This window comes from Winkia sp. C0117E2, from assembly GCF_056590455.1.
The window spans coordinates 169,775-183,243 of record NZ_JBWPWD010000002.1; the positions used below are offsets into that span (position 1 = coordinate 169,775).

The 13,469-nt window shown below is 55.0% G+C and carries 10 protein-coding genes; 8 read left to right on the forward strand and 2 right to left on the reverse strand.

What is annotated here, in order from left to right:
• Nucleotides 1-274: 274 nt before the first annotated feature.
• Entirely contained in the window at nt 275-571 is a 297-nt protein-coding gene (groES, locus tag AC1EKG_RS03205; RefSeq protein ID WP_004805860.1) for a co-chaperone GroES, read from the forward strand.
• 212 nt (nt 572-783) lie between these two features.
• Here groES and AC1EKG_RS03210 read toward each other — a convergent pair whose 3' ends face one another.
• Nucleotides 784-1,071 carry a WhiB family transcriptional regulator gene (locus tag AC1EKG_RS03210; RefSeq protein WP_004805862.1) on the reverse strand — a complete coding sequence of 96 codons (288 nt, stop codon included), beginning with the start codon at nt 1,069-1,071 and terminating at the stop codon, nt 784-786.
• 297 nt (nt 1,072-1,368) lie between these two features.
• On the opposite strand from AC1EKG_RS03210, the gene guaB reads away from it, so the two are divergent.
• The 6 genes from guaB to pgi all read left to right on the forward strand — a co-directional run bounded on the left by guaB (nt 1,369) and on the right by pgi (nt 10,107).
• Nucleotides 1,369-2,874: an IMP dehydrogenase gene (guaB, locus tag AC1EKG_RS03215; RefSeq protein WP_004805863.1), complete on the forward strand. Its 1,506-nt coding sequence runs from the start codon at nt 1,369-1,371 to the stop codon at nt 2,872-2,874.
• A 175-nt stretch (nt 2,875-3,049) separates the two neighbouring features.
• Nucleotides 3,050-3,790 carry an exonuclease domain-containing protein gene (locus tag AC1EKG_RS03220; protein ID WP_004805866.1) on the forward strand — a complete coding sequence of 247 codons (741 nt, stop codon included), beginning with the start codon at nt 3,050-3,052 and terminating at the stop codon, nt 3,788-3,790.
• On the forward strand, nt 3,784-4,506 hold the full coding sequence (locus AC1EKG_RS03225) for a hypothetical protein (protein ID WP_004805869.1): 723 nt from the start codon (nt 3,784-3,786) through the stop codon (nt 4,504-4,506). Before AC1EKG_RS03220 ends, AC1EKG_RS03225 begins: the two co-directional genes overlap by 7 nt.
• Nucleotides 4,507-4,889: 383 nt before the next feature.
• On the forward strand, nt 4,890-5,735 hold the full coding sequence (locus AC1EKG_RS03230) for a hypothetical protein (protein ID WP_167568326.1): 846 nt from the start codon (nt 4,890-4,892) through the stop codon (nt 5,733-5,735).
• Between the two features lie 223 nt (nt 5,736-5,958).
• Nucleotides 5,959-8,289: a 6-phosphofructokinase gene (locus AC1EKG_RS03235; RefSeq protein ID WP_004805873.1), complete on the forward strand. Its 2,331-nt coding sequence runs from the start codon at nt 5,959-5,961 to the stop codon at nt 8,287-8,289.
• Between the two features lie 132 nt (nt 8,290-8,421).
• A complete protein-coding gene (pgi, locus tag AC1EKG_RS03240; protein WP_004805875.1) occupies nt 8,422-10,107 on the forward strand; it encodes a glucose-6-phosphate isomerase in 1,686 nt (561 codons plus the stop codon).
• A 158-nt stretch (nt 10,108-10,265) separates the two neighbouring features.
• Here pgi and AC1EKG_RS03245 read toward each other — a convergent pair whose 3' ends face one another.
• Entirely contained in the window at nt 10,266-12,098 is a 1,833-nt protein-coding gene (locus AC1EKG_RS03245) for a PPK2 family polyphosphate kinase (RefSeq protein ID WP_004805877.1), read from the reverse strand.
• A gap of 322 nt (nt 12,099-12,420) precedes the next feature.
• Here AC1EKG_RS03245 and AC1EKG_RS03250 point away from each other — a divergent pair, with 322 nt between their 5' ends.
• Nucleotides 12,421-13,413 carry a malate dehydrogenase gene (locus AC1EKG_RS03250; RefSeq protein ID WP_004805879.1) on the forward strand — a complete coding sequence of 331 codons (993 nt, stop codon included), beginning with the start codon at nt 12,421-12,423 and terminating at the stop codon, nt 13,411-13,413.
• Nucleotides 13,414-13,469 lie beyond the last annotated feature (56 nt).

The following is a 13,469-nucleotide window of genomic DNA, read 5'->3' on the forward strand; positions in this document are numbered from 1 at the left end:
TTGAAGTGCGTACCACCTTGGGAAAAGGAAGATTTTTGAGGGCGAAGGCCAACTTTGGGGTGCATGCCTGAAGTCTAATGGGAATGCGGACGCGTCGGAAAGTTGGGCTGACAGAGAATCTTTGGCACTCAGGTTGTCAGAGTGCTAAGAGGGGGCTAACCTATTCTTGTACGTGAGGCGAGTAGCTAAACGCAGGTCACCTATTCGACCACCCGCGACGGAGGGTAGGCGGCCATTAGCAATCCCATTCGATCTATAGAAAGGGAGGTCCGCAGTGTCGGTCTCCATTAAGCCGCTCGAGGACCGTGTTCTGGTCCAGCAGGTTGAAGCTGAGAAGAAGACGGCGTCTGGCCTAGTCATTCCGGATAACGCTAAGGAAAAGCCGCAAGAGGGAACTGTTTTGGCAGTAGGCCCGGGACGCGTTGATGACTCTGGTAAGCGGGTTCCGCTGGACGTTGCCGAGGGCGACGTAGTCATTTACTCAAAGTACGGCGGCACCGAGGTGAAGTATGACGGGCAGGAGTACCTGTTGCTGAATGCTCGCGATATTTTGGCCAAGGTTGATCGCTAATATAGCTTTCTGAGGTAGCGGCTGGCAGTTAATTGCCAGCCGCTATTTTTCTGCACGGATGTGTCATTGTGGGGGCGTATTCCGTCTAAGGGGAGTGAACGTACACTCGGTTCTGGCGTTGTCGAAAAGTGAACGTACACTCCAAAGAGGGCATGAAAAAGGGGAGTGTCCGCGCCGGATCACTCCCCTAGGAACTTGCTGTTCGCAGTCGCCTAAGCGCTCTTGCGAGCCTTGTGGATTTGCGCCCTGCGCTCTTCCTCAGTCATGCCGCCCCATACTCCGTAGGGCTCATGAGCCTTCAACGCATACTCGCGGCACTTGTCGATTACTGGGCAGGTTGCGCAAATGGCTTTTGCCGCTTCTGCTCGACGCCTGCGTGTTCCCCCGCGTTCGCCCTCGGGGTGAAAGAAAAGTTCAGTGTCTAGGTCGCGGCAGGCGCCTTCGTACTGCCATTCCCACAGGTCCATGCTGGGCCCGGGAAGTCGCGATACATCAGTCATCCGCATCTCCTTAGCAGTTGCGTAGGCTTCATGGGAAACCTAAAAACTGATTAGCCAGATGTCTTATACAGAAGTGTTTCAGCTGAATCTTAGAGTTTCCTGAACGTAGTCCGAAGATAGGGCTAACAATTTGGCAACAGCGGGTAAACTGCGTAGTTACGAGGCGTTGACGCTGTGGCGAAACTCGCACAATCGTGAATTATTTTTGCAGCGCACAGATCTTACATGATAAAAATCCCACCCGCGGGACTTAATCCTCATCCAGATGGGCGATAACATTGCAATGTGAGCCACGATATGCAAAATCCAGTTGTTCTTACAGGTCTTACCTACGATGACGTTCTGCTTCTGCCGCGAACCACGAACGTCGTCCCCTCCGATGTGAATACGGAGGCGGTGTTAACTAAGAAAATCAAGCTGCGTATGCCTCTTATATCTGCGGCAATGGATACGGTGACTGAAGCTCGAATGGCGATCGCCATGGCTCGCCAAGGCGGCATTGGCATTTTGCACCGCAACCTTTCTATCGAGGAGCAGGCTCATCAGGTCCGGCAGGTAAAGCGGTCAGAGTCGGGAATGGTATCCGACCCGGTGACGGTCCACCCGACGGCCACTATCGATGAGCTCGACAAGCTCTGTGGGCACTACCGCGTGTCTGGATTGCCCGTAGTTGACGAGGACGACACCCTGCTCGGCATCATTACGAACCGCGACCTGCGTTTTATCCCCTCGTCGAAGTGGTCCCAGATGACGGTACAGGAAGCCATGACTCCGATGCCGCTGATCACTGGCAAGGTAGGTATCTCGCGTGAAGAAGCCAAGCAGTTGCTGGCGCAGCATCGTATTGAGAAGCTTCCCATCCTTGACGAGGACGGGCACCTGGCCGGTCTGATTACGGTCAAGGACTTTGTGAAAACCGAGAAGTATCCGAATGCCACTAAGGATTCGGAAGGGCGCCTGCTAGTTGGTGCCGCTCTAGGCTATTGGGGAGACACCTGGGAGCGCGCTGAGGCGCTAGCTGAAGCCGGTGTTGACGTGCTCGTTGTCGATACTGCCAATGGTGCTGCGGATCTGGCATGCAAGATGATCTCGCGACTGAAGTCCGACGAGCGCTTTGCGAACATTGAGATTATTGGCGGAAATGTTGCTACTGAAGAGGGCGCACAGGCGCTCATTGATGCTGGCGTTGACGCGGTCAAGGTCGGCGTTGGGCCGGGGTCGATTTGTACCACCCGCGTTGTTGCCGGTGTGGGTGTTCCTCAGGTGACGGCGATTATTGAGGCTGCGAAGGCTTGTAGGCCTGCTGGCGTTCCGCTAATTGCTGATGGCGGTTTGCAATACTCTGGTGATATTGCGAAGGCGCTGGCTGCGGGTGCGGACACGGTCATGCTGGGTTCCTTGCTGGCTGGCTGTGAGGAATCGCCGGGTGAGCTCGTGTTCATGAACGGTAAGCAGTACAAGCACTACCGCGGCATGGGTTCGCTTGGTGCGATGAGTTCGCGTGGGCGGAAGTCCTACTCTAAGGATCGCTACTTCCAGGCCGATGTCACATCTGATGACAAGATCGTTCCTGAGGGCATTGAGGGGCAGGTGCCATATTCCGGTTCCTTGGCAGCGGTTGTTTACCAGTTGCTGGGCGGTTTGCACCAGTCGATGTTCTACGTCGGCGCTCCTGATCTACCTACTTTGAAGGACCGTGGGCAGTTTGTGCAGATTACTGCTGCTGGTCTTCGTGAGTCCCATCCACACGACGTGCAGATGACTGTTGAGGCACCGAACTACCACGGCCAGTCGCACAAGTAAGGGCTGCCATAGTGGCGGTTCGAGGGCGAAGATAGGCGAGCCCGGCTGCCGCTACGGGAGTGCCCACTAGTAGAGAAGTGGTGCACGCCCACAAAATTCATTAAGTGTACGTTCACTCCTAACGCCCGTTAGGAGTGAACGTACACTTAATCTTGTACTTGGAAAGGGAGCAGGAGTGGACTCACAGCAGGTTTGGCAGCAAACCCCGTTAGTTGGTTTTGACACGGAGACGACTGGAACTGATCCGCGCAGCGAACGCATAATAAGCGCCTCTTTGGTGCTCCGGAATTCGCCCTCGGCAGGGGAAGACCAGCATGTGCGATCCTGGCTGATCGACCCTGGGGTGGAAATCCCCGCTGCCTCGACCGCCGTACATGGGATGAGCACGGAGTATGTTCGTGTAAACGGAACTGATCCTGTAGACACGTTGCCGCAGATAGCGAATGCGTTGGTGCAGGCAGTGAATGATGGTGCTGTGATCGTCATCTTCAACGCCTCATATGATCTGACTATTTTGGAGAGCGAGCTTGCTCGCCACGGGCTGGCAACGCTGCGGGATCTGCTTGAAGGTAAGGCCGCACCCGTTTTCGACCCCCTTGTTTTGGATCGGGCTTTTGTGCCGCGGCGGCGTGGTAAGCGGCGGTTGTCGGACCTGTTATCCCATTACGGCGTGGAGTTGCCGGAAGGCTTGCACGATGCGTTTGTGGACGCGAGCGCAACCCTTGATCTGGTTGCGGCTATGCTGCAAAAACATGCGCAGTTCGATGAGCTATTGCCCAATCAGATAAATGAGTTGCAAAGGCGAGCGCACGCTATCTGGGCGGAGGATTTCGAAGGGTTCTTGCGAGGCCGACGCGGTTCGGATGTGCACATTGACCGTGCTTGGCCACTAGTAGAGGGAATGGGCCAGTGGTAAGAAGAATTGGTTGGACGTTGTGGTCTGTTGTGCTCATTGTCGTGTTGGTTGGGCTGAGCTACTACGTTTATGGGATTTCTACGGGTCAGTTCGACGGAGGTCACCAGGGCAAGTCAGCGAGCGGGAGTGCTCAGGCCGATGCGTCGGATCCCGATGACGTGAAGGTGCCTGAGGGGGCAGATACTTCTGTCGGGGCCTTGTTGGGGATGCCTCGTTCTGAGCCTGCGGATTTCGCCGTGGGGAAGTCGTTGGTTTTCCGCACCGAATCAGGTAATGCGGTATGCGCTTTTTCTGATGAGAAGGGGGCGTTGGGTACGGATCTGATCCTGCCTTTCAAGGGCGAGGACGGATCGGGTGCGGCGGCTCCGAGCGTGCAGTGTGGGCTTGTGCGAGCCGTGGATTTACATCCGGAGGATCAGAAGACCTGTAAGGCGGGTTATCGCAGCGGAGATACTTTGGCAGTCTGGCCGGGGGGTCGTGGTGCCGGTGCTTGCGTCGAGGACGGACAGCCGCTTCGTTTCGACGCTGAGGTTGAGGACAATCCGAATCCGGACCAGCGGATGAAGCTGCAGCCGCTTGAATATGGCAAGCGCATTCAGCGCAATGGTTGGGCTTGTGGTGACGATGGGGAAACGTTGACGTGTGCGGAGTTGACGACTGGGCGTGGCTTCCAGGTCGAGACTGACACATACAGGTTGTTAGACGCAGTGAAGTAGCCTCTGCCGACCCACATTGTTTAGTGAACGTACACTCCGCGCCAGACGCGGAGTGTACGTTCACTATTTTAGGTTTCCACAGTTCGATTGGCGGCGTTTATCCACAGCAACTCAAAAAGAAGGCTGCTCTTCGCCCTCATTAGCGCCACACTTCGAATATGTTCGCTCAACCCAGACGATATAGATACAAGATTCGCGAGAGGGCCTGGTTAAGCTTGCACCCGCGTACAAGTGCGCAAAAGACAAGTCCCGCCCTCGTTAGAGTTAGTCCAAACGCTTCCATAAGAGTCCAAGAAGTAGGTGCCAGAGCCTCAGACGTTGAGTTTCTCCGTTTCGCTCGGATACTGGCCAGCACTGACCGATGTGGCGGGGGAGTAGCATGCATGGAATCGGCTGCGGCACTCCACAATATTCCATGTAAGGCAACATCCCCGGACGTTCACCTATTGATCGACAGAGGCTGTAGGAAGCGGCTTGCCCTTCCCAGGATTGATGTGGGAAATACCCACTTACCTGCAGCTCAGATCATTAGACACGAATGGGTCGTGGCTCCTGAAGTGGAAGATGTCGAGGGCGTCCTGGTCACCTCTGTACGTCAAACCATTCTGGATATGCTCCGTCTTGCTCCCCCTGCCGATGGCGTCACGTTCGGCTGTATGGCGCTGCGTAAGCTGGTTGGATTTGATCGGAATAATCCTGAGGTAGCGATGGAGCGAGCAAAATCTATAAAAGCTGGAATCTTGAAGCGGCTGAAAGATGAATACCCGCATGACAGGAGATTTCGGCAAGCAATAAGGCTGCTTGCACTTCTTACTCCGGCTGTCGATTCTGTGTTCGAAGCGACAATGGTGTGGGTGTGCCATTTGGCCGGCCTACCTGCTGCTACGTTGCAGTACAAGCTTCGGACCGCTAGAACAACACGGTATCTAGATGCCTATTATCCTGCGGTGGGGTTGGTGCTGGAATTTGATGGTCTCTGCAAATTAGGGTTTTCGTTCGAGCAAGAACTGCGTGAACGAAGGCGACAACAGGTGCGTGACCTTGAATTAGAGGCCTGTGGTTTGCGCGTTGTGCACGTTCAGTGGGCGGAACTCGAAGAGTTGGGAGAGCTCGTTAGCAGGCTGAAACAGATGTTTGTGCGGCTTGGCGGAATGCTCCTACGCGCGCGGGAGTGGATAACCTACAGGATGAAATCCTGGGAACCACGCGGGTCGACGGGTTGGTATTAATCGTCGCAGGAAAACGACAGTGCTAGTAGCGTTCTGGGCAGCGGCGCCCTCCTGCGGCAGTAGTGAACGTACACTCCAAAGTTGGTGGAATCATCCATACTGCCCAATTAGTGGTTCAATCAAGCCTTAGGCCTATTCGTCCTACCCCATAATGGAAAAATAGGAGACAATAGAGGCGCGAATCACAACAATGCGTGCAGTGCTTTTCGTCAATGGAGGATGAATGGATAGTGAACGTACACTTGCTGATCTTAGGGGCAAATTCCGGAACGAAGACGGTAGCCCCATAAAAGTTGGCGTTCTTACCTCGGGCGGTGATGCTCCAGGCATGAACGCGGCTGTACGTTCGGTGGCTCGAACTGCTATTGCTCTTGGTGCTCAACCATTCGCCATCCTGGACGGTTGGGCTGGTGCCGTAAAGGGCGGCTCCCAAATTCGCCCTCTTCAATGGGGTGATGTTTCCTCTATCCTGAATCGAGGCGGCACAGTCATAGGCACTGCACGTTCACCCGAATTCCGGGAACGGGCCGGCATGAAAAAAGCGGCGAAGCATATGCTCGAAAATGGGATCGACCGCCTGATCGTGATAGGCGGGGACGGCTCCCTGTCAGGCACTGACGAATTCCGCTCAGAGTGGCCTTCTATGGTCAAGGAGCTCGCCAATGAGGGCGAAATCGACCCTGAAGTGGCTAAACGCCATCCAAGCTTAGGTATAGCCGGCATTGTCGGTTCCATTGATAATGACCTTGTTGGCTCTGACATGACAGTCGGAACGGATTCCGCGCTGCACAGAATATTGTCCGCGATTGACGAGATTTCGTCGACGGCTGCCTCCCACCAACGCACCTTCGTGTTGGAAGTTATGGGCAGGCATTGCGGGTATCTTCCTCTCATGGCGGCGGTTGCGGGCGGATGCGATTACGTTTTTATCCCGGAACAGCCTCCTGCCCCGGGGTGGGAGCAGGAAATGATCGATGCTCTCGAGGCCGGTCGTGCCGCTGGTCGTCGCGAATCCATAATTCTTGTGGCAGAGGGCGCAGTAGATAGCGAAGGGCAGCAGATCACTGCGCGTAGAGTTGCCGATGCCGTTGAAAAGTACTCTGGCCAGCAGGCACGTATTACTATTCTGGGGCACACGCAGAGGGGCGGTACGCCCTCGGCTTATGATCGGTGGATGCCTACGGCCCTTGGGTATGCGGCTGCAGTGGAAGTATTAAAGGCTACGGCTGATTCGGAACCTTATATTTTGGGGACTCGCAAGAACCGTATTGCGCGTCTACCTTTGATGAAATCTGTCGCGGATACGAGGGCGGTCAAGAAGCTCACGGCGGACCACAATTACGATGAGGCGGTTCGAGCGCGCGGTCGTTCTTTCGTCAACATGCTGGCCTTGAATAGGGTACTTTCGTGCCCACCGAAGGTGGCTCCTTCGCAGAGGGCGGCTACTCCCCGTAAGCGGGTGGCGATCATGCACGTGGGGGGACTTGCGCCGGGTATGAACACGGCAGCCCGAGCGGCCGTTCGAATTGGCATTGACAAGGGTTTCGAGATGCTCGGCGTGCACGGCTCTTTCAAAGGCCTTATGGATTCAAAGATTTACCCTCTGGCCTGGAGTGATGTTGAAGGCTGGGGCTTCAATGGGGGAGCGGAGCTGGGTACCCGGCGCCATGTTCCCGAGGTCGACGAACTTTACGCCGTAGGACGTGCCATCGAGAACAACCACTTGGACGCCCTCGTGATAGTGGGTGGGCTTAACGCCTATCTAGCGGTCTACCGTATGGTCGAGGAGGCCAGTAGGTACCCTGCCTTCCGGATTCCAATTGTTCTTGTCCCGGCAACCATCGATAACAACTTGCCGGGGTCGGAACTGTCGATCGGCACTGACACTGCGTTGAACAATGCGGTGTGGGCGCTGGATAGGGTGAAGGAGTCTGCCGCGGCGTCTAAGCGGTGTTTTGTTGCCGAGACGATGGGTCGTTACTGCGGGTATTTGGCTCTTATGGCTGGTATTGCCACGGGGGCTGAGCGAGTTTATCTGAATGAGGAGACTGTTACCCTAGCTGACATTGAAGAGGACGCACAGTTGATGCGCCGCTCTTTTGAGGAGGGGCGGCGGCTGTTCCTAGCGGTCAGGAATGAGCAGGCTTCTGGCCTGTACAACTTGGAGTTCCTTGAGCGCGTGTTTGAGCAGGAAGGTCAGGGCCTTTATGACGTACGTGCCAGTGCTATCGGGCACCTCCAGCAGGGAGGATCACCGACGCCGTTTGACAGGTTGCTGGCTTCGCGGCTTACGGCTCGTGCCATGGCTGAGTTGGAAGACCAGTTCAGAGAGGGACGCGCAAAGGCTGTGTATGTTGGCGAATCTGAGGATGATGCTGTTATCTTCCCGGTGGAACGTATGATGGATCAACTCGATTTGGCCCATAGGCGCCCTTATGAGCAGTGGTGGCTCCAGTTCTTGCCAATGGTGCCCGTGGTGAGTTTAGAAGAGGACGAGTCTGCTGTTCCGCCGATGCCAGCAATCGGGCCTGAAGGCCTGGGGCAAGCAAAGTAAGGTAGCGTCGAAGAGGGAGGGGCGGTTGCTTGCAGCTGTGCCCCCTTCACCGTCGCGCAGGGTGAACGTACACTTAATTTCGTTGTCGCCTACTAGAACGTACACTTGGGTATGTAATGGAAAGGAACGGACATGAGTGACCATGTAAGACCGATTGATCCAACTCAACTTGCGTCCTGGGGCGAACTTCAGGAACTGAAGAATAATTTCCAGCCTGACCTGTGTGAATGGTTTGAAGAGGAACCTGATAGGGTCGCCGATTTGACGATTGATGCCGCTGATTTGCGTGTAGATCTGTCAAAAAACTTAGTGACGCGTCCGGTGTTCGAGGCGCTTCTGCAGCTTGCGGATGAAGTGAACGTACACTCCATCCGCGAGGCGATGTTCACTGGCGAGCATATTAACACCAGCGAAGACCGAGCGGTCCTACACACGGCGCTCCGTCGCCCGCCCTCGGACGAACTAAATGTGGACGGCCAAAACGTCAGTGAAGATGTGGCCGCCGTCCTCAAAAAGATTTACGCTTTCGCAGACAAAGTCCGATCCGGCGAATGGGTAGGCGTAACCGGAAAGCCTGTTCGCACTGTGGTGAACATTGGGATCGGCGGATCTGATCTTGGTCCGGTCATGGCGTATGAGGCGCTGCGTCCCTACTGCCAGGACGGTCTGGAGTGCCGCTACATTTCTAATATCGATCCTACGGATGTTGGTGAGACAACCGCAGATCTCGACCCCGAGACCACCCTGTTCATCATTGCGTCTAAGACATTTACTACTTTGGAAACTCTCACTAATGCGAATGCCGCGAAGCGGTGGCTGCTCGCTTCACTAGTGGACGCTGGTGCGATTGAAGATACCGAGGACGGGCGTGCTCAAGCTGTTGCTAAGCACTTCGTCGCCGTGTCTACCGCCTTGGATAAGGTTGCGGACTTCGGCATCGATCCTGCGAATGCGTTTGGCTTCTGGAATTGGGTTGGAGGACGTTATTCGGTCGATTCTGCGGTGGGAACTTCTTTGGCAATCGCGATTGGCCCTGATGGGTTTGCTGATCTCTTGGAAGGCTTCCACGCGATGGATGAGCACTTTGCCACTGCTCCGGCTGGCAAGAATGTTCCGCTACTAATGGGGTTGTTGAACGTTTGGTACCGGAATTTCTTGGGTGCTTCGACGCACGCTGTTCTGCCGTATTCGCAGTATTTGCACCGTTTCCCTGCATATTTGCAGCAGTTGACTATGGAATCGAATGGGAAGAGTGTTCGTCGTGATGGTTCGGCGGTAACCACTCTGACTGGTGAAGTTTTCTGGGGGGAGCCTGGAACGAATGGCCAGCATGCGTTTTACCAGTTGATTCATCAGGGGACTGAGCTTATTCCTGCTGATTTTATTGCCTTTGCTAACCCGACTTGGCCGCTCAAAGCGGCAGATGGTACTGATCAGCATGAGTTGTTCTTGTCGAACTTTTTTGCGCAGACCAAAGCGTTAGCTTTTGGCAAGACGGCCGATGAGGTTAGGGCCGAGGGTACACCCGAGGACATTGTCCCAGCCAGGGTTTTTGAGGGGAATCGTCCCACTACTTCGATTATGGCCCCCGAACTGACTCCTCGCGTTTTGGGGGAGTTAATCGCTCTGTACGAGCACATTACTTTCGTCGAGGGCGTCGTGTGGGGAATTAACTCGTTCGATCAGTGGGGCGTCGAATTAGGCAAGGTGCTGGCAAAGCAGATTATGCCTGCGGTAGCCGGTGACGAGGCAGCCTTATCGGAACAGGATGCTTCTACTAAGTCTTTGGTGCAGTATTACTTGGATCAGAGGCGGTAGCTTCAATTCTTAGTACCTGAAACGAGGGCGGGGCAGGGGCTCTCGCCCTCGTTTCAGTGAACGTACACTCCAGAAATAGTGAACGTACACTCAAAATTCGTGAAAATATTGGGCTCGGCGCTCCTACTACGCCGAGCCCATACGCCTCTTCTAGACGGCTAGTCGATAGCTACTTCGTACTTCATAGTGTGCGATTTGCCTGGCTTCAGTCGGAGCGCATCATCAAGCGCGTTTGCTGCCTCCACACAAACAAAGTTCCTCCACTCGGAACCCTTAATGTCAGCAAACTCCTTTGCGCGTTTGCCGCCAGGATTCCAGATAACTATGTTCGAAGCACCATCAGTGCGAATTTGCAGTTGCGACGTGCCGTCTTTCACCGTCACCGGGCCGGAACCAAGGTAGATGCGATCCATTTCGCCCCCGAATCGAATCTCGGACTTGCTGGACCTAGTGCCTTCCTTCCCGGGAACCTTATCTACATATTTCACTTTCTGTAGGCCGTCGATACGAATCTTCTCAATATCGGACACCTTCAGGTATGTGTGCAGAGCATTCTCGAAATCCACCGCTTTCTTACCTTCATTGGTAACAGTCAGCTGTAGCCGCAACTTGTTTCCAAACGACACCTCATAGGTGGCAGAAAGGTCGGCCCAAAGGCCATTTTCGGTTGCCAACGCTCCCTTGGGAAGCGCCCACTTGGCAATCACCCTTCCTCCGTCTTGGTGCTGGCCCACAAACTGCCAGCTTTGGGATCGTGCAAGACCATGTTTAGGCGTCTGTTTGCCATCGACGCCATTACCGAACCAGGGCAGACAGATAGGCACGCCGCCGCGGGTAGGATCGCCGTGTTTAGGCGCCTTACTGGATAGCCAGAGCCGTTCAGTACCGTCCGGCTTCCAAGAAGTAACTTGTGCGCCGAAGTCGTAGGCGGCGCCGTGGGCATTCTTCCCATCAAATTTCCGCGTCACCGTCGCGGCGTCGGCATCGGGGTTTAGCTCAGCGACTTTCGCTTTGAAGTCGGCCTCTTCCCGCGACCTCTTCGGCTCTTTCTCTGCCTTTTCGTTCTCGTAGTCCTCGAGCTGCTCGGAGTCCATCGTCGCAAGAATCCTTGCTCGTTCGGCCTCGACATCGTAGGTGGGTTTGGGCCATTGCGGATTCATGTCGGCTAGAGTGCGCGAAATAATTTCGGTTATTGCATGCCGCGCATACCACTTGTGGTCTGCGGGGATGATGTACCAGGGCGCGTTGTCAGTGTCCGAGTTCTGCAGTATTTCCTCGTAGGCTGACTGGTATTCAAACCAATCGGCCCTGGTGTCAATGTCGCTAGGCGAGTATTTCCACTGTTTGTCGGGGCGGTCAACTCGTTCAAGAAGGCGTTCGGCCTGCTCTTTGTAGCTCACTAAGAGGGCGAACTTTACGACCGTAATGTTCTTCTCGCCTAGGGCTTTTTCCCACCTATTTATCTTGTCTAGGCGCTTTTCTAGGTTGCCTCCCTTGAGCTTGTTTTGCACGTAGGGGACCAGCACGTCCTCGTAGTGGGAGCGGTCAAAGAAGCCGATGTAACCCGGCTTTGGAAGTGCCTTTTCGATGCGCCAGAGAAAGTCATGTTTGGCTTCGGTTGGGGTAGGTTTCTTGAATGCTGTCATGGACACGCCTTGCGGGTCGACCATAGCCAGGACGTGGCGGGCGACCCCACCTTTTCCGGCGGTGTCCAGGCCCTGTACGACTACTAGCAGGCTCTGGTCTGATTCGCCCGCATTGGCCTGCGCCCAGAGTCGTTCCTGCAGCTCAGCCATGATTTCTCCGCGTTTGGCTGTTTGTTCTATTGCTGCTTCTTTGCCGAGGTCCCACCCGGGAGTTGAATCGCGTTCGAAACGGGCTATGGGTACGTTTGCCCGGGCTCGTAGTAACTTTCTGGGGTCGTCAGTCCATCCATCTAGTGCATTACCCTTGCCACCTTTGGCAGAGGGCGAAGTGTCGGTTTTAGTCATGGTTCCACCTTTCTGGTGATCCCACTCTACTTGGTGGCATACAGGGGCGCATCACTGGTGTATGTGGTGCGAGAGAGTCTGTTTTTAAGTGTACGTTCACTATCTGTCGGTTGGGGCGCAGATGCGTTGCGGGCGGGGGGAGGGAGAGAGAAGGAGGGGGTAGCGAGTGCGGAGTGTACGTTCACTATTTCGGGACAGAAAGTGAGCCAATTGGCAATTGTGGGACTTATGCCGAAGAAAAAAGATAGTGACGGATCTATCCTTTAACTACGGCGTAACGCCAGGGCGGATGCATCGCCCGATCCACGAAGGAGTTTGAGATATGGCACAGACGAAAAAACCGGTAGTTGTCACTGTTACGGGAGCGGCCGGCAATATTGGTTATGCAACCTTGTTCCGCATTGCCGCGGGTGACATGCTTGGCGCGGACCAGCCTGTAATCATCAACATGCTAGAGATTCCGCAGGCGGTCAAGGCTGCCGAGGGTACTGCAATGGAGCTACGTGACGCAGCGTTCCCGACCCTCGCCGGTTTGAATGTTTATGATGACGCGAACAAGGCATTTGAGGGATGTAACTACGCTCTGCTGATTGGTGCACGTCCTCGTTCTAAGGGTATGGAGCGCGCTGACCTACTCGAGGCCAACGGTGGAATCTTTGGCCCGCAGGGTAAAGCGATCAACGACCATGCCGCTGATGATGTGCGCGTGCTGGTCGTTGGTAACCCTGCAAATACGAATGCTTACATTGCTGCGGCATCAGCTCCGGACGTACCTGCGGAGCGCTTCACCGCCATGATGCGTCTCGACCACAATCGTGCAATTAGCCAGCTAGCCGAGAAGACGGAGGCGGCAGTTGCAGATATTAAGAAGGTAGTGGTTTGGGGTAACCACTCCGCTGACCAGTACCCGGATATTTCTTTTGCTACAGTCGGCGATAAGGCGGCCTCTGAACTGGTTGATGAAGAATGGTTGGATTCCTACTTCGTTCCGACTGTCGCCAAGCGCGGCGCTGCCATTATTGAGGCGCGGGGTGCCTCCTCTGCGGCCTCTGCCGGTTCTGCGGCTATTGACCACATGCGTTCGTGGGCTTTGGGTACTCCCGAGGGCGACTGGGTTTCTGTGGCGCTTCCTTCCAAGGGGCAGTACGACATTCCTGAGGGCCTTGTTTATGGCGTGCCTTGTACTTCTGATGGTGGCGACTGGAAGGTCGTTGAGGGACTTGATCTGAATGCGAAGCAGAAGGAGCAATTGAAGAAGAATGCTGAGGCTGCGCAGGCAGAAATCGAAACCGTGAAGAAGGCTGGAATTTTGTAGTCTGCTTTCTTAGTGACCCCGGCAGAGTAGCATCCGCCGGGGTTATTTTTATTTCC

Bases quoted from the DNA above. Each gene is read 5' to 3' on its own strand.
- AC1EKG_RS03235 (WP_004805873.1), top strand. From the start codon at position 5,959: ATGGATAGTGAACGTACACTTGCTGATCTTAGGGGCAAATTCCGGAAC.
- AC1EKG_RS03245 (WP_004805877.1), bottom strand. From the start codon at position 12,098: ATGACTAAAACCGACACTTCGCCCTCTGCCAAAGGTGGCAAGGGTAAT.
- AC1EKG_RS03230 (WP_167568326.1), top strand. From the start codon at position 4,890: ATGGAATCGGCTGCGGCACTCCACAATATTCCATGTAAGGCAACATCC.
- AC1EKG_RS03250 (WP_004805879.1), top strand. From the start codon at position 12,421: ATGGCACAGACGAAAAAACCGGTAGTTGTCACTGTTACGGGAGCGGCC.
- pgi (WP_004805875.1), top strand. From the start codon at position 8,422: ATGAGTGACCATGTAAGACCGATTGATCCAACTCAACTTGCGTCCTGG.
- guaB (WP_004805863.1), top strand. From the start codon at position 1,369: ATGCAAAATCCAGTTGTTCTTACAGGTCTTACCTACGATGACGTTCTG.
- AC1EKG_RS03210 (WP_004805862.1), bottom strand. From the start codon at position 1,071: ATGACTGATGTATCGCGACTTCCCGGGCCCAGCATGGACCTGTGGGAA.